Annotated in this window: 24 protein-coding genes and 2 pseudogenes; 11 read left to right on the forward strand and 15 right to left on the reverse strand. The window is 35.5% G+C overall.

Annotated features, from left to right (window positions below; translation table 11 throughout):
* The first annotated feature begins 190 nt into the window (after positions 1–190).
* From Q5794_RS27720 to Q5794_RS27730, 3 genes are all read left to right on the forward strand, one after another.
* On the forward strand, positions 191–757 hold the full coding sequence (locus Q5794_RS27720) for an RBBP9/YdeN family alpha/beta hydrolase (RefSeq protein WP_374989266.1): 567 nt from the start codon (positions 191–193) through the stop codon (positions 755–757).
* Between the two features lie 24 nt (positions 758–781).
* Positions 782–1,333 carry an NADPH-dependent FMN reductase gene (locus tag Q5794_RS27725; RefSeq protein ID WP_214988942.1) on the forward strand — a complete coding sequence of 184 codons (552 nt, stop codon included), beginning with the start codon at positions 782–784 and terminating at the stop codon, positions 1,331–1,333.
* Between the two features lie 252 nt (positions 1,334–1,585).
* Positions 1,586–2,077, forward strand: coding sequence for a DinB family protein (locus tag Q5794_RS27730; protein WP_214988943.1), 492 nt, complete (start codon positions 1,586–1,588; stop codon positions 2,075–2,077).
* A gap of 41 nt (positions 2,078–2,118) precedes the next feature.
* Here Q5794_RS27730 and Q5794_RS27735 read toward each other — a convergent pair whose 3' ends face one another.
* A complete protein-coding gene (locus Q5794_RS27735; protein ID WP_214988944.1) occupies positions 2,119–2,745 on the reverse strand; it encodes a nitroreductase family protein in 627 nt (208 codons plus the stop codon).
* A 123-nt stretch (positions 2,746–2,868) separates the two neighbouring features.
* Between Q5794_RS27735 and Q5794_RS27740 the strand changes: the two genes are divergently transcribed.
* On the forward strand, positions 2,869–3,219 hold the full coding sequence (locus tag Q5794_RS27740) for a winged helix-turn-helix transcriptional regulator (RefSeq protein ID WP_374989267.1): 351 nt from the start codon (positions 2,869–2,871) through the stop codon (positions 3,217–3,219).
* Between the two features lie 351 nt (positions 3,220–3,570).
* On the opposite strand, the gene Q5794_RS27745 is transcribed toward Q5794_RS27740, so the two are convergent.
* Complete coding sequence (locus Q5794_RS27745) at positions 3,571–4,182, reverse strand: hypothetical protein (RefSeq protein ID WP_214988946.1); 612 nt, start codon at positions 4,180–4,182, stop codon at positions 3,571–3,573.
* A gap of 197 nt (positions 4,183–4,379) precedes the next feature.
* On the opposite strand from Q5794_RS27745, the gene Q5794_RS27750 reads away from it, so the two are divergent.
* The gene (locus tag Q5794_RS27750; RefSeq protein WP_214988947.1) at positions 4,380–4,667 is read left to right on the forward strand and encodes a helix-turn-helix transcriptional regulator; all 288 of its coding nucleotides are present in this window, start codon (positions 4,380–4,382) and stop codon (positions 4,665–4,667) included.
* 65 nt (positions 4,668–4,732) lie between these two features.
* The gene (locus Q5794_RS27755; protein ID WP_214988948.1) at positions 4,733–6,040 is read left to right on the forward strand and encodes an MFS transporter; all 1,308 of its coding nucleotides are present in this window, start codon (positions 4,733–4,735) and stop codon (positions 6,038–6,040) included.
* Between the two features lie 191 nt (positions 6,041–6,231).
* On the opposite strand, the pseudogene ltrA reads toward Q5794_RS27755, so the two are convergent.
* The 7 genes and pseudogenes from ltrA to Q5794_RS27790 all read right to left on the reverse strand — a co-directional run bounded on the left by ltrA (position 6,232) and on the right by Q5794_RS27790 (position 14,604).
* Positions 6,232–7,880 (reverse strand): annotated as a pseudogene (ltrA, locus tag Q5794_RS27760) (group II intron reverse transcriptase/maturase).
* 692 nt (positions 7,881–8,572) lie between these two features.
* Positions 8,573–8,959, reverse strand: coding sequence for a VOC family protein (locus tag Q5794_RS27765; RefSeq protein ID WP_214988949.1), 387 nt, complete (start codon positions 8,957–8,959; stop codon positions 8,573–8,575).
* 120 nt (positions 8,960–9,079) lie between these two features.
* Positions 9,080–9,733 carry a Vat family streptogramin A O-acetyltransferase gene (locus Q5794_RS27770; RefSeq protein WP_374989268.1) on the reverse strand — a complete coding sequence of 218 codons (654 nt, stop codon included), beginning with the start codon at positions 9,731–9,733 and terminating at the stop codon, positions 9,080–9,082.
* Positions 9,734–9,749: 16 nt separating this feature from the next.
* Positions 9,750–10,646: a Virginiamycin B lyase gene (locus Q5794_RS27775; RefSeq protein ID WP_374989269.1), complete on the reverse strand. Its 897-nt coding sequence runs from the start codon at positions 10,644–10,646 to the stop codon at positions 9,750–9,752.
* A 1,039-nt stretch (positions 10,647–11,685) separates the two neighbouring features.
* Positions 11,686–12,174: a hypothetical protein gene (locus tag Q5794_RS27780; RefSeq protein ID WP_214988877.1), complete on the reverse strand. Its 489-nt coding sequence runs from the start codon at positions 12,172–12,174 to the stop codon at positions 11,686–11,688.
* 836 nt (positions 12,175–13,010) lie between these two features.
* A complete protein-coding gene (locus Q5794_RS27785; RefSeq protein ID WP_182006934.1) occupies positions 13,011–13,181 on the reverse strand; it encodes a hypothetical protein in 171 nt (56 codons plus the stop codon).
* Between the two features lie 331 nt (positions 13,182–13,512).
* Positions 13,513–14,604: a YsnF/AvaK domain-containing protein gene (locus tag Q5794_RS27790; protein ID WP_374989270.1), complete on the reverse strand. Its 1,092-nt coding sequence runs from the start codon at positions 14,602–14,604 to the stop codon at positions 13,513–13,515.
* Between the two features lie 262 nt (positions 14,605–14,866).
* Between Q5794_RS27790 and Q5794_RS27795 the strand changes: the two genes are divergently transcribed.
* The 4 genes and pseudogenes from Q5794_RS27795 to Q5794_RS27810 all read left to right on the forward strand — a co-directional run bounded on the left by Q5794_RS27795 (position 14,867) and on the right by Q5794_RS27810 (position 18,429).
* Complete coding sequence (locus Q5794_RS27795) at positions 14,867–16,132, forward strand: damage repair protein (protein WP_374989271.1); 1,266 nt, start codon at positions 14,867–14,869, stop codon at positions 16,130–16,132.
* Positions 16,133–16,151: 19 nt separating this feature from the next.
* Complete coding sequence (locus Q5794_RS27800; RefSeq protein WP_214988882.1) at positions 16,152–16,487, forward strand: YolD-like family protein; 336 nt, start codon at positions 16,152–16,154, stop codon at positions 16,485–16,487.
* Positions 16,488–16,570: 83 nt separating this feature from the next.
* Positions 16,571–17,773, forward strand: a pseudogene (locus tag Q5794_RS27805) (macrolide family glycosyltransferase).
* 86 nt (positions 17,774–17,859) lie between these two features.
* Positions 17,860–18,429, forward strand: coding sequence for a YdeI family protein (locus tag Q5794_RS27810; protein ID WP_374989272.1), 570 nt, complete (start codon positions 17,860–17,862; stop codon positions 18,427–18,429).
* Between the two features lie 158 nt (positions 18,430–18,587).
* Here the strand turns inward: Q5794_RS27810 and Q5794_RS27815 are convergent, their stop codons facing one another.
* From Q5794_RS27815 to Q5794_RS27840, 6 genes are all read right to left on the reverse strand, one after another.
* Positions 18,588–19,490 carry an Rpn family recombination-promoting nuclease/putative transposase gene (locus Q5794_RS27815; protein ID WP_214988884.1) on the reverse strand — a complete coding sequence of 301 codons (903 nt, stop codon included), beginning with the start codon at positions 19,488–19,490 and terminating at the stop codon, positions 18,588–18,590.
* Between the two features lie 412 nt (positions 19,491–19,902).
* Positions 19,903–20,226, reverse strand: coding sequence for a universal stress protein (locus tag Q5794_RS27820; RefSeq protein WP_311590498.1), 324 nt, complete (start codon positions 20,224–20,226; stop codon positions 19,903–19,905).
* Positions 20,227–20,230: 4 nt separating this feature from the next.
* Positions 20,231–20,329 (reverse strand): universal stress protein, encoded by a 99-nt coding sequence (locus Q5794_RS27825; RefSeq protein WP_251034303.1) that lies wholly within the window; start codon positions 20,327–20,329, stop codon positions 20,231–20,233.
* A gap of 348 nt (positions 20,330–20,677) precedes the next feature.
* Entirely contained in the window at positions 20,678–21,172 is a 495-nt protein-coding gene (locus Q5794_RS27830; RefSeq protein ID WP_214988885.1) for a general stress protein, read from the reverse strand.
* A 159-nt stretch (positions 21,173–21,331) separates the two neighbouring features.
* Positions 21,332–21,631, reverse strand: coding sequence for an MTH1187 family thiamine-binding protein (locus tag Q5794_RS27835; protein WP_192998696.1), 300 nt, complete (start codon positions 21,629–21,631; stop codon positions 21,332–21,334).
* 73 nt (positions 21,632–21,704) lie between these two features.
* Positions 21,705–22,130 (reverse strand): CBS domain-containing protein, encoded by a 426-nt coding sequence (locus Q5794_RS27840; protein ID WP_214988886.1) that lies wholly within the window; start codon positions 22,128–22,130, stop codon positions 21,705–21,707.
* A gap of 252 nt (positions 22,131–22,382) precedes the next feature.
* Between Q5794_RS27840 and Q5794_RS27845 the strand changes: the two genes are divergently transcribed.
* A complete protein-coding gene (locus Q5794_RS27845; protein ID WP_164798500.1) occupies positions 22,383–22,709 on the forward strand; it encodes a general stress protein in 327 nt (108 codons plus the stop codon).
* Positions 22,710–22,730 lie beyond the last annotated feature (21 nt).

A 22,730-nucleotide genomic window follows, 5' to 3' on the forward strand; every position in this document is an offset into this window, starting at 1 on the left:
TAAATAGTTAAATTGTGGATTTTTATGAAATACTTTATGATTTACTTAACATAAAACAACTTATCGGCACTGAAAAAAATCTTCGTTTAAAAGATCTTTTTAACTGCTCATTCAAGTGCTTTTCCTACCATATAGGTTTGGATTAGTAATATACTGTTTTTACATCTATAAAAAGAGAAGGGGAGTAGCAATGGGAAAACAAGTATATATTATCCATGGATACGGAGCCTCACCATCTAATCATTGGTTTCCGTGGTTAAAAGAAAAATTAATAGCAAATGATCATCAAGTTTCGATTCTTCATATGCCAAATTCGTCTGACCCCAAGAAAGAAGAATGGTTGAAAACATTGGCTACTAAAATAAAGAATTTAGATAACCACACCTATTTTGTAGCACATAGCTTAGGATCTATTACACTATTGAACTATCTAGAACAGTTAGATCCGTTACCAGGCTTTGGAGGCTTTATTCTTGTTTCTGGCTTTTCTGAGCGATTATCATCTTTACCTTCACTAGATCCCTTTACAGTTAAAAAAGTGGATTATCAAAAAATAATTTCTGCAACTAATTCACGTGCTGTTATTGCTGCAAAAGACGACTATATTGTTCCTTTTCAGTTAAGCCAAAATTTATCCAAACAATTGGATGCATCTTTTTATCCTGTTGAAAAGGGTGGTCATTTTCTAGAAGATGATGGTTTCATTACTTTCCAATTGGTTTATGATATTTTAAATAATATGATGAAAACCGTATAAATAATGAGGAAGCAGGATGATAGCATGGATAAAAACAGAATAAAGATACTCGCTATTTCAGGCAGTTTGCGTAAAAATTCTTCTAACACAAATGTTTTGTATGCTGTTTCCAATCTAAGACCTGAAAATACTAATTTTCAATTTTATGAAGGATTGGAACACCTTCCTCATTTCAATCCTGAAATAGATACTGTTAGTCCTCCTGATCCTGTTAAGGACTTACGTAACCAACTGAAATTAGCTGATGGTGTAATAATATGTACACCAGAATATGCTAGGGGAGTCCCAGGGGTCCTAAAAAATGCTCTTGACTGGATTGTATCTTCGGGAGAATTTGTGAATAAACCAGTAGCAGTTATTAGTGCTTCTTCACGTAGTTCAGGTGGAGATAAAGCTCACGAATCCATTATGCTTACATTAGAGATGATTGAAGCGAAAATCCCAAAAGAAAGCACTTTACAAATTGGTGCTGTAGGAACCAAAATCAATAATAAAATCGAAATCTTAGATTCTACAACGAGTGAACAGTTAAAATCGGTATTGAATTCTCTCATTTCATCTATCAAGTTTAACTAGCTAGGGTATTCCTCATTGTGTCTATAAATATGAGAAGCCTTTGTCTATATCCACAAAGGCTTTTTCGCCATTATAAAGTGGTTTGGTGAGCCTAAGGTTAATCTTGAAAGGAGACATTAATAATATTCTAACCACTTAATTCACTCTAAAAGAGTGGCTTTTTTAGAAGGATTTTACCTTTTTAAGTCCAAATAAGATAGTAATAGTGACTAATAAAGCGATTGAAGGATGCAGAAATGGAGGGAATAGAAAATGGATGTAAAGACACTTTTGTTACAACAATGGGCAAGCTGCTTAGATAAAGAAGACTGGTTTCCACCACTTGAAAAAGTGCTAAAGGATATTACTTTTGAACAGGCTACTTGGAAACCAGTTGATGGGGGAATGAATTCCATTTGGGAATTAGTTTGTCACTTACTTTTTTATGAAAAGAGACTTCTCATGCGATTTCTTGGTGAAACAGCGAATGAACCACAGGCAGAAGATAATGAATCTACATTTCGATTACCAACTGAGACGTTTCAAAATTGGAAGGAAACAAAGCAAGAATACTTTTATGTTCATCGTGAACTTGAAAAAATACTAGCAAAATCAGAACATGAAGATCTGTATAGACAGATCCCTGGAGAAAGATCATTAGTGCTTGAACTGAAGAGTTTAGCATTGCACGATGCATATCATATTGGGCAAATTGTATTCCTAAGTAAAATGCAAGGAGCTTGGGAAGGGAAACGCAGCTTTTAAAAAACCTTCATTAGCTTTACAGTTATTCCATTATAGCAACATTAAATTATTTTGTTTCTATACATTACCTTATTCACATTATGCCTTACGGTATTATGACCGGCTTTAGTACCTTTACCAATAGCTATAAGCATAACATCTAAATACCTTTCAGGAATATTTAAGATTGCTTTTAATTTCTTAGAATCATAACCTGACATAGTAATTGTTTCAAAACCTGCTTCATTTGCTAATAAAATTAATGACATTGACGCGAGACTTACATCTCTAGTTAATTCTAGCTTTAGATCTTCATTTGATTTATTTTCATAATATTTTATTGCAGCATTCGCTAGATAATCTCTTAGCGATTCATCAAAAAAACCTGCTTGAAAGCCTTCTTCATGTATCTTAATAATATTATCTTTATCAAATGCTTGATAATCACCCAACATAACAATTAAAGTTGAAGCTTCTACCACTTGTTGTTGATTAAAAGCTATAGGTAACAATAAATTTTTTAAGTCCGGATCATCAATAATTAAGTATCGAGTTGCTTGAATATTATTTCCATTAGGTGACTTACTCGCACTTTCAATTAATGAGGTTAGAATTTCTGAACTTATTTTATAACTTGAATCATAATGTCTAACTGAACGTCTTTTTTCCAAAATATTTTTTACACTCATTATATCAACTCCGAAATTTTTATTTATTGCTCCTTTAATTATAATAAGCAATAATAAATAAGAAAATAACGCACAAAAATGTGGTATAGCCACTTTTAAGTGCCTATTGGGGAGGGACAGAACATGGTTAAGCATAATACGGGAATCAACATTTTTATGAATATTGCAGGTGGAAAATGGAAAGGTTTAATCCTCTTTTTCTTGAGTCAAAAATCAATAAGGACAAAAGAGTTTTACGAGTTAATACCTGGAATTACACAAAAAGTCTTAACAGATCAACTGAAACAGTTAGAAAAAGACGGTCTTGTCCGACGAGAAATATTTAAAGAAGTACCTCCAAAAGTAGAATACAGCCTAACTGATTTAGGAAAATCATTTGTACCAGTATTAAATACAATGTGTGAATGGGGTAACACTTATGCAACTATAAAAGATATAGATAGAGATCAACAAATTTGTTGTAATCATAAATAAAGGCAAACTTCAGCTAATAATCCCATCTCATAATTCGGAAGCAATACATTTCGACAACTTATCTAGAAAGTAATCAACATGTATGCCATATACAAACTTAGTTAACATAATTACTCTTTCCGGCACCATTACTATTGACTAGGTAACGATATGTATTAATATTCGCATCTAGTTAACATAGTTCAGATTATCAGAACCAATAAATGAGGAATGCTTAAAGTATTGAGCTAAAAGCATTCCCTCTCTTTCCTATTTTACTATCTGTAAAGTTTACATTTTTATCAATCGTTCCATTCTTCACAAAATAAGTCAGATGTTATCTAAGATAAAGCATCTGTTTAAACTACATCATCATTTATTAAATCCCCAGTAACTGACTGAATAAAAATATTCTTCGTAAGAAATATTTAACCCAAATTCAAAATTAGGGTCAACTATATAAAAATGTGAATACATAAAATCATTGTCCATAAATTCTGTTATGTTGTTATATAAATTATTAGTTAAACCTTTATCCAACATAATATTACCTGTTACATTATTCATTCCATGTCTGATAATGACGTTGTGTTCTTTTGGAAAAGATATAGCAGTTCCTAATTCATTTAAGATTTTTTTTAGATGTTGTTTGTCTAAATGTACTGTACCTGTCTTTTCAACAAGCTTATGGAAAATTAAAAGGTGCTTATGAGATAACCTAATACTCCTTGATAATTCTCCGCAAAGGTGTTTATTGATTTCACTGCTATTAAAAGAATTATATAATTGAAATATCTCTTCATAACAGACTTGTTCCTCCAATAATCTGTTATGTTCATTTGTTTCTTTTCTACTTTTAAAATCTTCAATTCTTAATTTATAGTTAAAATATTTATAAAAAAGAGCAATAACATTTTCTCTTTCGTTTCGTACATGGTTTTGTTTTAATAATCTTTTCATTTTCTGCTGTCTACTACTATCCATAAAATTCTCCAAATTTAAAAATTCTCTTAATTAAGAGTTCAGTTATTTAAAGAATATCAATGTATTTCAATGATGTATACCATATAAACTTAGTTACCATAATGGATTTTCTAGGTACTAAGAAATAAATTAAAGCTGCCATCTCTAAGGGAAATAACAATAGTTGACAATTTGATTGATTATTATATAATAGTTTTATGACTTTAGAACAAACAAATGACCTTCAAAGAGTTAAAATATTTAATGCATTAGCAGATGAAAAGAGAATAAGTATTATTCGTATCTTATCTCAAGAAGAAAATTGCCCGCGATGTACAGATATTGGAAGGAGTTTAGGGATTAGTAAATCAAATGGTTCTTATCATTTGAAAATTTTATCTGATGCACAGCTGGTAACAATTAAACGAGAAGGTGTAACTAAATACGTTTCTTTGAATACTGAAATGTTTAAACAATACCTTCCTGGATTTTTGGCTACATTATAAAGTAGCTTTTTTTTTGCTAATTAGTTTTAAAGTTTTATGACTATTTGATTAAAGAGGAGTTATTTATGAAAAACAGGATGAATTATCTCATTGTAACGTTATGTTTCATTGTCCTATCTGGTGTCATTAATGCTATTTTATTTAACGTGGCTCTTGAGGATATGACAAAAGATTTGAGTGTTACGAGTTCTGCAATCAGTTGGATTGTTATTTCTTATACATTGGTTATTACTTTTGGCTCAATCACATATAGCAAATTATCTTCCTACATTCAGATTAAAAAATTATTAATGATTGGTGTCTTTTTATTCGCTTTAGGTTCAGTAATAGGCTATTTATCTAATGGATATATTGGAGTTCTGATAGGCCGTATTATTCAAGCTATGGGGGGCAGTTCTTTTATTGCTTTATCCATGATCACAGCAAATCAATATCTTCCTTTAGCTAAGCGAAATGTCACTCTTACGTTAATAGGAGGATGTTTGTCTCTAGGTTCTGGATTTGGTTTTTTGATGGGAGGAATACTAACTCATACCTGGGGATGGCCATCCTTATTCTTAATTATGAGCCTGACTTTACTCACAGTTTTTGGCCTATACTACTTTGTTCCCTCTGGATATGCTGGTAACGAGAAAGTAACTAAACCCTTTGATTTTTCCGGGTTGTTTTATTTACTTCTCTTCGTTATTTCTTTTATCTTAGGAGTAAAATTAAATGGATATTTGCTTATTCTAAGCGTCCTTTCTATCCTCTTATTGGGCTTGCATAGTAAAAAACAAGGAGTCTTGTTATTTATTGATTTTTCCGTATTCCGATCTTATTCTTTTAACAAATTAATCTTAATTAGTTTTATTAATAATGCAGCCATGGTAGCTATTTTGTTTCTTTTTCCTTTACAGGCCATTCGAACATTTCATGTATCAGTTATCCTAATCGGCCTCATCTTATGTAGTATCTCAATAGTAGGCTTTTTGTTTAGTCTACTTGTGAGGAAGGCTGTTCATTTTATAAGTAATAAGAAATTAATGGTTATATCTATTGGTGTCCAATTAATAGGTTTTGGCATTCTAATCTTTCTTGGTCTTCATTCTATTGTTATGATCACGCTAGGAGTATTATTTATCTATATAAGTTTTAGTGCTCTAACTGTAATTATTAATATTGAAATTCCTCATACAATAGAGAAGGAGAAAATGTCGATGGGGATAGGGGTATACAATCTCTTCAACTTTTTAGGGATGTCTTTTGGTCCTTCCATATCCAGTCGTTTATTAGAGATTTCTTCAAATCTTAATTTTTCCTTCTTCTTCTTTGCAGGGCTATTAATCCTTTCTTTTGTATTATCCATAGTAAAACAAAAGAGTACGGGGTAATGTTGCAATAGAGCAGAAGAAACTACCCCATGCAGTAAGGTAGTTTCTTCTATTTTCAGGCTGTATATGGTATACAACGTTAGTTAAGTCGGGTAGGCGGGCACTCTCACGAGCGCCCGCCCCCCTAAGAACCGTACGTGACAGATTTCCCGTCATACGGCTCAAGCCTTCTTTTTATCCAAACAACTCTTTTATTTAATACAAGGTATATGTACCAATTTAACGGCTTTACCTGTAGAAGCTTCTAGATTTCGTACCGTAACCTTTTCTCCATTTTGTAGAGTGTACTTACACATTGCACAACGATATCCTTGCTTTCTTGCGAGTTTCATCCTGTCTAGCGTATTTTCATGATTAAAGACCTTACGGTCTCGCTTTTCCCAATATTCTTTTAGACTAGGATCATCTGGGCTGTTTTTATAGGCTACCATCACATGACGCTCTATTTTAATCCAAGACATCTTTAACAACTGGATATTGGTAAGTGGACATGTGAGAATCCATCTATCATTTCCTCCGTGGTGGGGTTTCTTAAAATAACGCTCTCGAATCCACTTCCACGACTTCTTTGGATGCAATTGTCTAAGGTGTTTTCTTATTTTTAAGAAAACGTAATTGTCCATATACCCAAACGTCTTTTTTGATACGACATGTTTCCAATACTGTCCGTAACCACGAATAATAGGGTTTAAGACGCGTATGATTTCTTTTACTGGTCGTCCTCGCATCACTGCGAACGTATCTTTTATCTTACCTTTTGCTTTTTTGATGCTATCTTTGCTAGGTTTGATCAATAACTTATTTCCTTGCTCAGTCTTGTATTGACGAAGTGAGAAACCGAGAAAATCAAACCCATTCTCGATATGCGTTACTTTTGTTTTATCAACACTCAAGTTAATCCCACGCTTTTTTAAATAAGGAGCCAACTTTTGATACATAAGTTGAGCTTGCTCATTAGTTTCCGTTACGATGACGAAGTCATCTGCGTAAGCGACACGCCCCATCTTACACTTTGGATCAATCTTGTAGCCCGTGCCTGATTTGTATGTCTTTCGGTAAACAATACCAATCTCTTTTTCCATTCCATCTAGCGCGATATTAGCTAGAAGGGGGAAGCTACACTTCCTTGGGGACTTCCTTCCATTGTGTTGTGAAACATACCTTGCTCCATATATCCCATCCTGAGCCATCTTCCAATCAGCGTGTTTCCTGGAAACATAGACGTTTGTTTACTTATCCAATTATGGTTGAGATGGTCGAAACACCCTTGGAAATCTCCTTCAAACACCCACTTTTTCTTACTATTCATATTGAGCTTGTTAAAGAGATTGCTGATGGCATCATGAGTGCTTCTTTTAGGGCGGAAACCGTAGGAACTGGCTTCGAATCTGACTTCCCATTGCGGTTCTAGTGCGTTCTTTACGACATTTTGATAAACCCGATCCCGTATCGTCGGGATACCGAGAGGTCTTAATTTCCCATTCTTCTTAGTGATAAACGTTCGTTTCGCTGGCTTTGGGCGATGCTGAAAAACATTCCGTCTTAATAGTTCTTGATACAGTTTGATACGTTCGTTTGGTTGTGAGGCCGTATAGCCGTCTACACCAGGTGTTCGCTTACCGGTATTTTGTTGCGTCACTCTGCGAATGGAGAGTAATAAATTGGCTTTACTCCGGAGGAGTAAACGTTGAAGTTTCCTTACTCTTCTTCGTTGATTTTGTTGTTCGGCACGATAAATTCTTTGTCGTAACTTCGTTACATAGTGTTGTATAGTATTCCAATCAATAGAATACCAACCTTTATGCGAGACGTGCGCCGACGCTCGTGGAGAGGTATTCATAACAGCACGCTCCTTTTCGTTAGAAGATAGCCACAAATTTATTTTCGTGTTGAAGACCCATGAGAAGTGGGCGCTCTTTCGAGCCTGCCATTGTCTGTGAAGACGGACAGTATCCGTCCAGTTATACAGTGTTCCTGCTTTCCTGTCCCTTTTCAGGGTGACGGCTTTCGCTTTTTCTCATATCCCATACCCTCTGTCACGTCGTTTGACTTTGCAGTCATCCTACTGCTTGCGCAGATGACATAGGGCTTACCAAGTTCCACATTCCACAGATGCGATAGGGGGAGGTAGGTTCTTTACTCCGGGCAAGATGCGGGACGCATCAGAGTAGCATTATGATTCTACTTTTCCTCTTGCCAAGACCCAAGCAAAACTATGCATTATCTTGAGCTAACGCTTACGAAGCTTACAAACCTTCACTTTCGTTTACCATACCTATCTTCTCCTAGCAGTATTCTGGACCATGCATTTGTCCTCTGTTTCCGCATTTCCTCATGCAACCGACAGACTCGTTACCAAGAATGCCGTTTCGGATGGAGATCATCTCCGCGTCTAGATGAGTAGCGTTAGCTACACTGTGAGAAAGCGACTTCTTGTCGCACCATAATGTTCATTATCAGTAATATCACAAATAACTCTGTTCGAATAAATCTAAACAGAGCTACAATGAGCATGAAAAATTTCCTGATTAATTACAGCATTTTATATATTTCAATAAGATTCTTATCTGGATCCCGAAAATGCGCAATACGTGATCTCCATTCTTTACGATCGTGTGGTTCAGTAACAAATTCAACCCCATTTTCTCTTAAATACTCATAGGTCTTATCTACGTTCTCTACTTCAAATTGAAGTAAAAAGTTTGTTTGGGATTCGCCGTCTAAAGACCTATTTCCCTTTCCAATCACTTCTGCCATGGCATTTTGAGATAAAAGCTCGATTTTTGTTTCTCCATTATTGAAAAGTGCATACTCCATTTCTTCCTCATACCAACTTATTGGAATTCCTAACAGACCTCTATAGAATTCGGTACTCTTTTTAAAATCATTAACTAATAGTCTGATTTGTAGCAGCTTCAATCCAATCTCCTCCTCATGATATAATTCTCTTTATTTATCAAAAGACCTTCGTGTTTTCTCATCCGTGTACCCTGCACATTTTTAGTTAACCTAATGGAAATTATAGATAGTTATCTTTTCTTAATTGTGATTTTTTAATTTTTCTAGCTTTTCTATGTCTCCATTAACTATTACATCAATATGGGCAGAAATAATATCGATATTTAAATCCCACCATTTAATTTCTAATAATCTATTAATAATTTGTTCTGAGAAACGTTCCTTAATTTTCTGTACAGGATTTCCTCCAACAATCGTGTAAGGATCTACATCTTTTGTAATAACTGATTTTGCTGCTACAATAGCACCGTCACCTATATTAACTCCGGGCATAATGACTGTGTCCATTCCAACCCAGACGTCATTTCCAATTATCGTGTCTCCCTTAAACGGTAATTGATCTAGCGTCGGGGTGTGTTTTTCCCAACCCTGCCCAAAGATATTGAACGGATAAGCTGAGAAGCCATCCATCCTATGATTTGCTCCATTCATAATAAATGTTACGCCGGGGGCAATAGCACAAAACTTCCCTATAACAAGTCGATCGCCAAAGAACTCATAATGATACAATACTTGATCTTCAAAGGATTCTCCTCTTCTTGCATCGTAATAGGAATAGTCACCTACGATAATATTTGGCCTAGTAATTGTATTTTTAATGAATTGCACAACATCATTTCCTTTAATCGGATACTTATCTGTAGAATCTGGGCCGTGTGCTTTATTCGATTCCATAAGTATTCACTGCCTCTCATGATTTTTGGACAAAACTCAATCGACCTAACTTATTACATTCCTCTGCGAACCATAAAGCTTTATCAGATCCGACTACAATACCATGTGGTTCCGCATTCTTTGTAGGAATAGGATATTCCGTGATTTTCCCATTCACTGTAATGCGACCGATTTGATTGCTTCCCCATTCAGTAAACCATAAAGCATCATCGGGACCCGTTACGATTGCATGTGGGCGGGCATTCGGAGTAGGAATAGGATACTCGCTTATAACTCCAGAAGTAGTAATTCTTCCAATCTTATTGCCGTTAATTTCTACAAACCAAAGTGCACCATCTGGTCCATTTGTAATGCCAACAGGACAAGCCTTTTCCGTCGGTAACTTATATGTAGTTATGTCTCCTCCTAGCGTAATACGACCTATTTGATTACTCTGATTTTGAGTAAACCATAAAGCATGATCAGGACCAGCTACAATAAAAGAAGGGTAAGCACCTGGATCTGGCAAATCGTACTCAGTGATTTCACCATCTCGTGAAATTACTCCTACTCTATTACCGTTCATTTCTGTAAAACAAATGTCTCCATTTTGTCCTTGCGTGATTCCAAAAGGTCCAGAATCGCTGGTCGGTAGTGTATATTCCGTAATTTCACCTGTTACTGTTAGTTTTCCGATTTTATTTACCCTATTTTCAGTAAACCATATATCACCCTGAGCTGTAGAAGTGATAGATAGAACGCCTGCATTGACAGTAGGAAGATCAATATGCGTTAATTTACCATCAACAGTCATTCGCCCTATCTGATTCGCTTTATGTTGTGTAAACCATAGCGCACCGTCTTTACCCGTAGTAATTCCATAAGGACCTGAATCTATATGAGGAAGTTCGTACTCTTCAATATTTATTCTCACATTAATTCCTCCTTTTTCTTATATAAAATCCCTCTAATAATTCGGTATAAAATAATTGAATTCCTGCGAAAGAAATTTTGTATACGGTATGCACAAAGAGTTAAGTCGGGTAAGCGAGGGGCATCGCTGCCCCTAACTCCCCTAAGAACCGTACGTGAGCCTTTCAACTCATACGGCTCAAGCCTCCCATTGTAGGTCCATTTGCTGTCGTATCCTCATCACACACCATATCGGTAAGTAAAACGTACGCCGACGCTCCAAATGGAGGTATACATAACAGTACGTTTCTTTCGTCAGAAGATAGCCACAACCTTATGTTCCTACGAGAGACCAACGAGAAGTCAGCTCCCTTTCGGGCCTATCATGGGTTTGTCCGTAAGGACGATAGTATCCATCCAGTTATACAGTTTCCTGCTTTCCTGTTCTCTTTCGAGATAACGGCATTCGCTTTCTCTCGTATCCTCTACCCTCTGTCACATCGTTTGACTTTACAGTCATCCTACTATTTGCACAGATGACAAAGGGCTTACCAAGTTCCGCATCTTATAGATACGACGAGGTTAGGTGGGTTCTTTACTCCAGGCAAGATATGGGACGCGTCACAGCAGCATTATGAATCTACTTTTCCTCTTGCCAATACCCAGGCAAATCTATGCACTATCCTGAGCGAACACTTACGAAGCTTACAAACCTTCACTAATGTTCACCATACTCATCTTCCCCTAGCAGTGTTCCGAGTCGTGCACTGACTCTCTGTTTCCGCATTTCCGCATGCAACCCACGAGCCCGTTACCAGGCCCGCAGTTTTGGACGGGGATAGTTTTTGCGTCTAAACCAGTGGCGTGAGCTAAACTATATAAAAGCGACTTCTTGTCGTACCATAATCGTCATTATAGGTACTAAAAGAGGATCTTCACGACGAAGATCCTCTTAACTACTTATTAAAACAAAAAAATCACCTTAATAATATAGGCAGGTTAATGTAACTAAATAGTGTAACTCCATATATAACAAGAGCAATAAATCAGTGGAAAATTGCTTACTGCTTGGATTGAGAACTACTTGTTTCTCTAATCGACTGTTCCACTAGATATTGATAACCGTAAATAAAAACAGCTAGACCTACACATATCAAATACCATGTAACATGTTTCATTTTTTGAAATTTAAATATCCCAACCTTTTCCCAAATAGAGGCAAAAGGAAAAGCGTTAACCATATCTATCATCATATTAGCAAACAAGTATTTCGGGAAATTCCCATATGTTAATTTAAATATCCATAGTGTAGCTACATAATAGGGACCTAATATATACGAGAAATCCACGAAACCAGGAGATAGAGGATTTTTATTTGTCCACCATTTTTTCTTATTAGCCGTAAGGCTAAGTACGCTTAAGAATAAATTAATAAAACTTGCGACGGGTAAAAATCTAAAAAAAGATTTCTTCCCCATAAAAGGAACAGTTAACCAAGGAATTATTATCATAGCTAAAGAAAATGCCTTTTTCTTATTATATCTATACATAGGATACCTTCCTTAAATTATATTGTTAAACGTATTATTACCTGTTCTTTTGAATTGATGAAGTATTTATACAAATAACATATAAAAATTTGAGCAAACTACTCAAGATGCCATGAGGTATCCTTGTATAAAGTCGTAAAAACAGAAAAATCACTGACTAAACTCTAGGGTTTTTTCTGTTTTTAAGCTGTATATCGTATATATGTTTAGTTCACATAATCACTCTTAAAGGAACCAGGAAAGCAAAAGAACCCTTGGGGCAGTAGGGCTTCCGCCAAGGATTCTTTTCCGGAGTATGCAGCTTTTTATACATCGTTGATATGACTACGTTCATTGGATAGTTGAAAGAAACGAGAATGTATAAAAAGCGCTCCTTTTATACATATGCTTGTACGGAAAAATATAGTATTTCCAGCAAAAATGTGCTAAAATTTGTTAGAATCCGTTTATCATACGCTTTATACGTGTGAACCCTATTTATGAGCTACCTCGCGTCCACTGCCGAGGTAGCTTTTTATTTTGCTTACCTTTTGACTGGACAAATTATAACCTAATATTATATTTTAGGTATGTACATGTATATGTTTCACTTTTATCAACTAGTAAAAGCAGCTATGATCAACCACACATGTAAGAAAAGCCCTCAATTAATTTTGAGGGCTTTTCTTGTATTTTTCTCCAATATAGATAAATGATAAAACTATTTTTAATAAAGTACATTCATCATTACTTAATGATATGCCGAAAAGTGAAACTAGACATAATCAAACTTATGGAAACTAGAAAAATAAAAATTACAACCCTACTCATTTCTGAGTTAGGGTTGTAATTTTTATTTATGCATGTAACTGCTGATTAACCAATCTCTTTACTCTCTCATAAGCTTTGACCTCGCCTTGGTAAAAGCATGCACTGTTCCAGTCTTCTCTTTTCTCCGCATCCTTTCTCCACGCATCAGATTGTTCTATTAACTTATCAATGTATTCAATAAACTTCTTTCGTTCCATTTAATCACCTTCTTTTATCATGATTGGAAATATTTATACGTCATTTTGATAAGTAATATTTCTAGAATTTAGTGAGAATGCCTGTTGGAATTTGATATAATCTCCAGGACTTTTAGGAATAAAAGAAATGCCCCCCAGTAATGAAAGTCATTTCTTTTATTCATTGCCTGTTTATGCTCATTTTAATGAGTTATTTTGATTCTTTTTTGATTTTAGAAACATTACTTATATTAATTTAAAGAGAAATAAAAAAAGCTGCCAATACAGCTAGGCAGCCTTCCTTAAATCTTCTCAATTATTCCCTCTACTATAAACTATAGAGGAGATATACTTATTTCTTTTGCTTGTTTGTTGATTTCTCATTGTTTTTTTCTTTTTCAGAAGTCGTAATATCCGTGTCTTTAATTTGACTTTCTGGTTTCTGATTGTTTACTGAGGCTGCAACCTCTTCAATCTCTTTAATAACAGGAGAAGTCATCACTTTAAGTTGAGCTTCTTGTTTCTTGTTAGGGGAAAGTTTAACTTTTTCCTCTTTTGGAGCATCAGAAGCAATTGCAGCAGCAACTTCTTGATAACTTTGATCTACGTGATTATCCATGTTTTGATAGATTTCAGAGTCAGCAAGTTCAGGAACCACGGGAAGTTCTGACTGTTCAATTCGCGCTTCTTCCTTTCGGACAGTATCCTTCATCTCTTTAATCTCTTGAATTTTACGCTTACCAATGATTACTTCTTCCACAACCACAGGTCTCTTGGTTACTTCAATTCGTTCCTCCATAATAGGAATACGAATGATCTTGTTCTCTGTCAATGGGCTACCATCATACTGACCGTCTATGACCGGGCGACGTTCTACGTAGACTTCCTCACGCATAACCGGAACCTGGATAGTTCGTAGTTCTTCTACGATTTCCTTACGAAGTTGTACTTCCCCAGTCTGAACACGTTCTTTCCTTACGTCGAGTTGTTCTTCGCGAAGTTGCACTGACCTATTCTCCTCTGTCTCGTATGGAACCTCCCTAACCGTAGTATACGAAGGAATTGTTTGAGTTTCATCCACATCAATTAGGACAAGAATTTTCCCTTCCTTTACATCCATTTCACACTGTTTTGCAGTAAAACTTTGTATGCCCATTCTAACAAGTTTTGAAGTTAGACCACCAGCTTGTGTAGTAGTAGCCATTCCACCTGTCATCATGGTAAGAAAGCTATCCATCATCACACCTGCCAATGAACTTACAGCTGGCGTTCCAGCTTCTATCATTACATTTGTTTCGGCCCCTAACTGTAGAGTGTTACTTCTATCCTTTGCGACTACGAATATATCTGTTTCACGATATCCCTGACGTTTTAACCCCTTAATTGCATGTATCGCTTCTTGCTCCGAATGAAAAGTTCCCGCAACTCGTTTTTGTGTGCCCATTCTTCCATCTCCTTAAATTTTAATTAAACTTATACTAGTTTTTACATTTAATTCCACCTTTGTTATGTATAATATGTACCCAGTAGTTTTCTATTTGAAACGTGGTACGTGTGACTATGTAAATGACACCTAAATTATAAAATGTAGAAAGATGAAGTATAAGCAATAGCAATAATCGGGAAAAGGGATGATATTCCATTGAACAAAGAACGTTTGTTCGTATATAATAAAGAACAAACGTTCTTTATAAGGAGTACTTTCAATGGATTATGGGCAGCTACCGAACAGAGTCATTATTTGCATCGACATGAGGAGCTTTTTCGCTTCGGTTTCCTCTGTCATACGGGGATTAGATCCTTTAAAAACAAGGCTTGCGGTTGTAGGAGATATCAAACGGTCGGGATCTGTTGTGTTAGCTGCCACACCTTTATTAAAGAAAGAAGGGATCAAAACAGGAAGTCGCCTTTTCGACATTCCTAAAAGGAAAGATATCCATGTGGTGAATCCATCCATGGAGAGATATATCAAGGCTTCGAACTATATTTCGAGTTTGGTGTTACAGTATGTGGCTCCTGAAGACTTTCATGCGTATAGCATTGACGAGTTGTTCATTGATGCCACAGCTTCTTTGCATTTATTCGCTGAAACACCAGAAGAATTAGCCCGTAAAATCATCAATGAGATTTATCGCAAGACACGGCTTACAGCTACTGCAGGCATAGGCCCTAATCTCTTATTAGCGAAGGTAAGCTTAGACCATGAGGCAAAGAATAGCCCAACAGGGGTGGCGTATTGGCGATATGAGGATATTCCCTTTAAGTTGTGGTCCATTCATCCGATGAAGGATTTCTGGGGGATCTCATCTGCTACGGAAAGGAGATTAAATCATTTAGGCATTCACTCTATAAAAGCACTCGCTCTTTCTTCGATAGAGATGTTACAAAAAGAATTTGGCATCCTGGGCGAAGAGTTGCACCAACATGCGAATGGTATTGATTTTAGCCGCATTTCTGATGTGTACATTCCTAGCTCTCGTTCCTTTGGGAAGAGTCAGATTCTCTTTCGCGATTATACAAACCAAAAAGAAGTGGAGTTATTACTGTTAGAACTCTTGGATGATGTGTGTTTTCGTTTACGCATGCACCAAGTGGTGGCGCAAACTATCCATTTATCCATTGGCTACAGCAAACAAACAGGTGGAGGCTTCTCAAAACAAAAGAAAATGGGGCGAGCTTCAAACTTAAGTCAAGATATTTTTCCCTATTGCTTAACCATTTTACATAATTTTGATAATGGAATGCCGATTCGCTCTATTGGGATTTCGTTATCCAATACTAGCATTGAAGAAGAGGAGCAAATGAGCTTATTTGAGGATATCGATCAGCGAGAAAGAGCCTATGCTCTTGCGAAAACGATTGATGAAATTCGTATTCGTTACGGAAAGAATAGTGTTCTACGGGCTTCAAGCTATCTGGAACATTCAACTGCTCGTTATCGAAACGGCCTTATAGGTGGCCATAAAGCATAAGCATAAAGGAGGAGATATCATGTACCACGATAGAAAAATGAAAAAATGGCGTCCATTCGCCAGTATGCCAGAGCAATACATAGGATTAAAGGAAATGATAAATAAGCAAGCAGAAGTAGCTCAGCCTGTTTTAACAGAAGAGCAAATGGAGCAGGTTAATTTCACCTTAATTGAAGCCTTACATACAAACAAACAAGTTTATCTTACATATTATAAAAAGGGACAATCTATTACAGAAAAAGGATTCATCCAATTTGTTGATTCCCTGGGGAATTTGTTTGTTTTTATCGATGAAGTGTTTGAGTTAAAGAACAAAATGAGGTTAAGTGAACTAATTGATGTTCGATTCGTTTAAAATTAAATTTAGTTTTAGTATTTTAAGTTAAGTAAGAGTTTTCAGTAGAGTCCACACAATATTTAACTTAAGAAGGAGTTATATTGGCACGTGTTTTATTTATTAATGGTGGGTCAGAAGGACATGTCAATCCAACCATTGGAGTTGTGCAGGAGCTTATTTCGCGTGGAGAATAGGTCGTATACTTCTCAATAGAAGAGTTTCGAGAACGTATTGAAAAGACGGGAGCTGATGTGAGAACATTTGACGGACAAAAATTTTTAAAAGCTTTCATTTCAGGTGGAAGGAATTATTTGCTCGAAAGAATTAACGGTCTTTTACATACAGCAGATATCGTTATACCTAGCGTTCTTGAACAGATACAGGGAGAACATTTTGATTACATCATTCACGACTCTATGTTTGGATGCGGGCGTTTACTTTCTCAAATTCTAAATCTCCCGGCCATTAACTCATGCACATCTTTTGCTCAAACAGAAACATCGTTTAAAAAAATGTTTGAATATCTATCTCAAAATATCCCATCAGAACATGCTAACAGAATAAATGGTGAATTCCAAAGCTTAACAAGAAAGATTAAAGAGAAATATGGGGTTGAAATCACTTCTCCTTACGAAGTTTTTTATAATCCTGCACCACTTACTATTGTATATACAACGAGGGAATTTCAGCCTTCTGGAGAAATGTTTGATCCAACATATAAATTCGTAGGACCATCTATTGCTACAATGGAACCACAAGGAAGCTTCGATTTTTCTGTATTAAAAGAAAAAAACGTTATTTACATTTCATTAGGTACTGTTTTTAATCAAGAGATTGATTTTTATAAACTTTGCTTTAAAGCTTTTGAGAACACTGACTATACCGTCGTTATGTCTATTGGTGGGAAAACTCAACTATCTGATTTAGGGGAAATGCCTGAAAACTTTATTGTGAAAAATTACGTTCCACAAACTGACGTGCTAAAGTATACGAAATTATTTATCACACATGGTGGAATGAATAGTACCAATGAAGGCCTCTATTATGGGGTTCCACTTATTGTAATCCCACAAAGCGCAGATCAGCCAGTAATTGCTCAACAAGTTGAGCATCTTGGAGCTGGAATGAAGTTGCAAATGCAAAATTTAACTGTAAATCAACTATGTGAAACCGTGAATCATGTATTAGGACATTCCTCCTTTCAGAAAGCTCTTACAGATATAAGAGAATCTTTTCAAAAATCAGGGGGATACCGTCAGGCTGTAGATGAGATTTTTAAATTTAAAAATCAATTAAATATTTAATTAGAGAGCACGTAAGAAAGAAGTATTAAAAGTCATTCAAAAATTAAAAGAAAAGTAGAAGGAAAATTAAAAAGGGGTGCTCCTTGATGACAAATAATAAACTGAATCCCAAGGTTGATGAATTTTTAGATAAAGCTAAAAAGTGGATGGAAGAATATAAGACGTTGAGAAAGATTGTTCTTGACTGTGAGTTGACAGAGGAATTTAAATGGATGAATCCTTGTTACACGTTCGAGAAAAAGAATATTGTTTTAATACATGGTTTTAAAGAATATTGTGCGCTTCTGTTTCCGAAAGGTGCTTTGTTACAGGATTCTCATGGCTTACTAATCCAACAAACCGAGAATGTACAAGGAGCTCGTCAGATTCGGTTTACCAATGTGCAAGAAATAGTTGAAAAGGAAGACATCTTGAAAGCTTATATTTATGAAGCCATTGAAATTGAAAAAAACGGTTTGAAAGTGGAAGCTAAAAAGCCTGAAGAATTGGTTATCCCTGAAGAACTTCAACGTAAATTCGATGATACACCTGCTTTAAAAACGGCTTTTGAAGCATTGACTCCAGGACGACAAAGAGCATATATTCTTTATTTTTCTAAAGCTAAACAATCTAAGACTCGAGAGTCAAGGATTGAGAAGTACACGGAAAAGGGTTAAATGATGAGTAGGCTTTATTAAAAACATAGCCAATATAAAAAGCCAATAAAAAGCCACTTGTATAAAACAAGTGGCTCTTTGCTACGTTGAATACATTAAATCATTCACGTATCATTCCCAACGCTATTATAACATAACTTATCTATCTGTTTAATTTATTATCGCATTACTCTTTCTACTTCTTCTATACTTAATCCGGTAAATTTTGCAATATCATCTAAAGGCATACCATTCTCATACATGCTACGAATCAATTGGATTTTCCCTTCTTCTAAGCCTTTTTCCAATCCCTTTTCCATACCTTCTTCTAGTCCTTCTTCACGAGCATGGGCTAATTTAGCTTGCTCATCAAGCAATAGTTTTTCACGCGCCTCATAAGCGCTTCTGAAAGAAGAATCGTGACTCATATTTTCCCATTTATCCATCGCTTTTTGTAAAATTGGATCTTGATTCATGGCAATCTCCTCCAATGTTTGTGTTAAATGTTCATCTTCATGAGCCGGTAGTAATAATATCCAACGAACAAATGCATTTTCCCACGGGTTGACTTTTTCTTCCCTCCACTGTTTCACAAGCTTTGGAATTTCCACAAAATGAATTTCAATATCATCACTTAAAACACGTTGCTTGGTTGTATCCCACAGCTGACCTGTCGTCTGAAATTCTTCATCTGAAGAAAATAAAATAAAATCCAATAAATTGATGGTGATGGTTTTTCGTAAGGCTCGATAAGGCATCCCCTCTTGCATTTGTGAAGTATATAGTTTGCTCCAATAATATAAAGAGCGTTTAACCATATCATGCGTATTACGAAGTTGTATTTCAATATTTACTTGTGTTCCGTTATTCAGGGTGGCTAGTAAATCCAAGATAGATAACTTGTCATCTTCGTAAGCCTTGTGGAGGTGTGGGTCTTCCAATTGAAGAGATGTAATGGGTGCTTCTAAAGATTTTTCTAAAACGGCGTTTAGAAAACCCGTTAAGATATCCTCACTCCCCTTGGTGCCGAATAACTGTTTAAAAGCGAAATCAATTCGTAAATTTACTAATTTTGTGGACATGGATTCGTCTTCCTATCTTTCTTATTTCTTACCCTTATTTTATAGATAGCCCAATATGTTTGCAAATGTTCACACTAAAATAATTTAGTTGTCATTACAATATAAATTCATTACAAGAAGCTTGAACCGAGTTCTAATACATTTTTAAAAGCAGAAAAATTCAATTTATCGGATCTATTACGTTGTGGTTCATAAACGTGCAAAATGTCCGGGTTGTAAACCTCAAGCAAGTAAATAAACAATACTATCGGCTTCAAGGGTTGCCACGTTTAAACCTAAGAAGGAATTTAAAGAAGTTATTGAGGAACGTTTACCCTTACTTTTTCTATAAAAAGCTCTACGTATTCTCACGTAGAGCTTTTTGCTGAACTGTTTAATTAGCGTCATTAAAAATAAATAACCATCGAAAAATTTATTTTACAATAAGAACTGGGCAATCAACAGAATGTGCTACTGTGTGACTCACACTTCCTAAGAACATTCCTTTTATTAATCCCTTTCCCATACTTCCCATCACAATTAAATCATATGGATTTTCTTTTACATACGATGTGATTTGTTTAGAGGGATCCCCTTCTAATGTATGAGTTTCATAAGGAATCCCTGCCTCAAGAAGAAGTCCATTAGCTGTAGATAGAATTTTATGATTATCTTCCTCAATTAACTGATCTATCTCTACGTTATAAACAGGTTGCTGTAAGTCTATAGGTTCATCATTAACATGTAGAATGACTATCTTTTTAGTACCTGCCTGCTATTTTAGCTAATTTAGCTGCGTGTTGGAGAGCGTGAATAGAAGGTTTAGAACCATCAAATGCTACTAGAATCTTGTTATACATACCAATTGTCACCTCAATAGTATATTTTATTATCTCATGAATTATAAAAATAAAAGCTTATTTATTAAATTCCCTTAAGGAAGATTTCCATAAACATTGTAAAAAAGGTCTGTATCAAAATAGATACAGACCTTTTTTACATGAAATTTCACGTAATGAGTGTCCTTATAAATTTCTTTTACTAAGCAGGTAAATATACCTTCATTACAGGCAACGTTTTAGGTTAACTTACTACTAAGTCTTTCAAACCTCATCATCCCCCATATTGTATACAACCTTTAACAGATACTCATCTACACATTCATCCTTTATATAAACAGTGAACCATCTTTTTATTTTTATTCAGGTTTAAAGAATTCTTCCTGACAGAGGTGGCTTTTGCTCTCTATTTCGGCCAAATTTCTCCTTTTCATCAACAAGTACTAGGATTTTTCCTTCTTTGACTGAGTTACTATAGTATTCAGCTTCCTCTTTAGGAATACCTATTCCAACAAGAGCTCCTGTTAAACCTCCTACTCCTGCACCCGTTACAGCGCCAGTTAACACAGCTGCAATTGGTCCTGCAGCAACAATTGGTCCTATTCCTGGGATAGCAAGTGCACCAGCTCCTGCTAATAAACCTGTTAGCCCTCCAAGAGCTCCACCAGTTAGTGCACCTGTTGTAATTCCGTCAACAACTTCGGTATCTGTTTCTTCCGTTACTGTATCTACCTCTCTACTATCTCTCCCCATGATGGAGATGTCACGTGTAGCGTATCCCTGTGTTTTCAGGTCCTCTACGGCTGCAATGGCTTCTTGCTCTGACTTATATACTCCTACAACTCTCTTTGCAGTTCGTTCCATTTTTATCTCCTCCCAAATAAAGAATTCCATTTTTGAATAAGATAAAAGGGCAGCGAAAGGATTACTCCTCAATCAGTAAATACTAATTACTATTTTTTTTTCGTATATATAGCAACGTTCTTTTAATTAGACTTATAAAATTTAAATAAGTGTTAAAAACTAGTCTAATGCATTTTCTACAGTGTCTATTTGATGATTCATATCTGTTTTCTTATCTTTTCGATGATCAATACGTATGTTTGTGATAATTCGATTAGGCCCACTGGAGATTGCCTCTTGGTGTATGTCTTTTGCTACTTGCCATAACTGTTCAAGGTCTCCTTCTATTACAGTAGAGGTGGGTGTTACATCATAATGTAAGTTCTTTCCCTTAACCTTACGTACAGCATTAATTACTTCTGAACTAAAGCTTGCTGAATCTGTTCCAACAGGTATAATACTTATATCTAATAAGGGCATAGTATCTCCTCCTTCCTTATAAGTGTGTGCTTTTAATTCGGAAAGAAACTACTTATATAAAGTCTCCTGACTTTTATTTATTAGGCTCAGCAGGAACTGAGATGTCCTCAAGGGCTTTTCCTGCTTTTTGATTTGAATCATTACTTACTGCTAAATCACCCAAGGAAACCATTCCAATGAGTTTCCCATCTTCTACAATGGGAAGCCTGCGTATTTGGTACTGAGACATGATTTCTGCGGCTTGATCTACAGACATGTGTTTTGTACCAGAAATGACATCCGTAGTGATCATTTCAGATATGTGTGTATTGGCATTAAAGTTATTGGCTAATCCATTGACAACTAAATCACGATCCGTTATCAATCCTATTAGCTTATCGTCTTCACAAATTGGAATAATCCCTACATCTAGATTCTTCATCATAGTAGCTACCTCACCACAAGAACTTTTAAGGTTACAGCTCTCAACATTTGAGGTCATTACTTCTGTTATATTCATAACAATTCCTCCTTTATTTAATAGCTGTCTTATTTCATTTCATTCCCGTACATCATCTTCCAAAACGTAATCCTGAGTTTTAATTCCTACAGCTTTAGATTTTAAGGAGAAGGAATTAACTTAATAGATGACCTGAAACATAGAATGGAAGAACTTGCAGCAAGATCTTTAAAATTTATTATTGAGTATAAAAATGATTTTTATTTCTTAGAAATGGGTACATATTATTTAACTATAAAAGGAGGTTGTTTTATGAAAAATGTAAGAGTAGTAGAAAACGGAGTTCAAGCAAAAGAAGTAATTGAACAATTTCTAAATCGAGGATACACAAGAGACGAAGTATATTTATTAGCTCATGATAAAAATCGTTCTAAAGACTTAACGGAAGCATTAGAGACGAACGATATCGGCGTTTCAGAACAAGGAGCATTTGATTTAATGGCCAATGTTTTCCGATCCCGTGGAGATGAATTACGTTCTAAAATCCATTCTTTAGGGTTATCAGATGTAGAAGCTCAGCAATATGAAAGGGAATTAGATCAAGGACGTGTACTAGTAATTGCAACAAAAGCAGGTTAATGTCCAAAAGATAAAAGAGAA

This window comes from Priestia megaterium (assembly GCF_041941685.1).
Taxonomy (GTDB): Bacteria; Bacillota; Bacilli; order Bacillales; family Bacillaceae_H; genus Priestia; species Priestia megaterium_C.

What these genes read in the sequence shown, in the direction of transcription:
- Q5794_RS27720 (WP_374989266.1), top strand. Translation starts at nt 191, where the DNA reads ATGGGAAAACAAGTATATATTATCCATGGATACGGAGCCTCACCATCT.
- Q5794_RS27725 (WP_214988942.1), top strand. Translation starts at nt 782, where the DNA reads ATGGATAAAAACAGAATAAAGATACTCGCTATTTCAGGCAGTTTGCGT.
- Q5794_RS27730 (WP_214988943.1), top strand. Translation starts at nt 1,586, where the DNA reads ATGGATGTAAAGACACTTTTGTTACAACAATGGGCAAGCTGCTTAGAT.
- Q5794_RS27735 (WP_214988944.1), bottom strand. Translation starts at nt 2,745, where the DNA reads ATGAGTGTAAAAAATATTTTGGAAAAAAGACGTTCAGTTAGACATTAT.
- Q5794_RS27740 (WP_374989267.1), top strand. Translation starts at nt 2,869, where the DNA reads ATGGTTAAGCATAATACGGGAATCAACATTTTTATGAATATTGCAGGT.
- Q5794_RS27745 (WP_214988946.1), bottom strand. Translation starts at nt 4,182, where the DNA reads ATGGATAGTAGTAGACAGCAGAAAATGAAAAGATTATTAAAACAAAAC.
- Q5794_RS27750 (WP_214988947.1), top strand. Translation starts at nt 4,380, where the DNA reads ATGACTTTAGAACAAACAAATGACCTTCAAAGAGTTAAAATATTTAAT.
- Q5794_RS27755 (WP_214988948.1), top strand. Translation starts at nt 4,733, where the DNA reads ATGAAAAACAGGATGAATTATCTCATTGTAACGTTATGTTTCATTGTC.
- Q5794_RS27770 (WP_374989268.1), bottom strand. Translation starts at nt 9,733, where the DNA reads ATGGAATCGAATAAAGCACACGGCCCAGATTCTACAGATAAGTATCCG.
- Q5794_RS27780 (WP_214988877.1), bottom strand. Translation starts at nt 12,174, where the DNA reads ATGTATAGATATAATAAGAAAAAGGCATTTTCTTTAGCTATGATAATA.
- Q5794_RS27785 (WP_182006934.1), bottom strand. Translation starts at nt 13,181, where the DNA reads ATGGAACGAAAGAAGTTTATTGAATACATTGATAAGTTAATAGAACAA.
- Q5794_RS27790 (WP_374989270.1), bottom strand. Translation starts at nt 14,604, where the DNA reads ATGGGCACACAAAAACGAGTTGCGGGAACTTTTCATTCGGAGCAAGAA.
- Q5794_RS27795 (WP_374989271.1), top strand. Translation starts at nt 14,867, where the DNA reads ATGGATTATGGGCAGCTACCGAACAGAGTCATTATTTGCATCGACATG.
- Q5794_RS27800 (WP_214988882.1), top strand. Translation starts at nt 16,152, where the DNA reads ATGTACCACGATAGAAAAATGAAAAAATGGCGTCCATTCGCCAGTATG.
- Q5794_RS27810 (WP_374989272.1), top strand. Translation starts at nt 17,860, where the DNA reads ATGACAAATAATAAACTGAATCCCAAGGTTGATGAATTTTTAGATAAA.
- Q5794_RS27815 (WP_214988884.1), bottom strand. Translation starts at nt 19,490, where the DNA reads ATGTCCACAAAATTAGTAAATTTACGAATTGATTTCGCTTTTAAACAG.
- Q5794_RS27825 (WP_251034303.1), bottom strand. Translation starts at nt 20,329, where the DNA reads ATGTATAACAAGATTCTAGTAGCATTTGATGGTTCTAAACCTTCTATT.
- Q5794_RS27830 (WP_214988885.1), bottom strand. Translation starts at nt 21,172, where the DNA reads ATGGAACGAACTGCAAAGAGAGTTGTAGGAGTATATAAGTCAGAGCAA.
- Q5794_RS27835 (WP_192998696.1), bottom strand. Translation starts at nt 21,631, where the DNA reads ATGCCCTTATTAGATATAAGTATTATACCTGTTGGAACAGATTCAGCA.
- Q5794_RS27840 (WP_214988886.1), bottom strand. Translation starts at nt 22,130, where the DNA reads ATGAATATAACAGAAGTAATGACCTCAAATGTTGAGAGCTGTAACCTT.
- Q5794_RS27845 (WP_164798500.1), top strand. Translation starts at nt 22,383, where the DNA reads ATGAAAAATGTAAGAGTAGTAGAAAACGGAGTTCAAGCAAAAGAAGTA.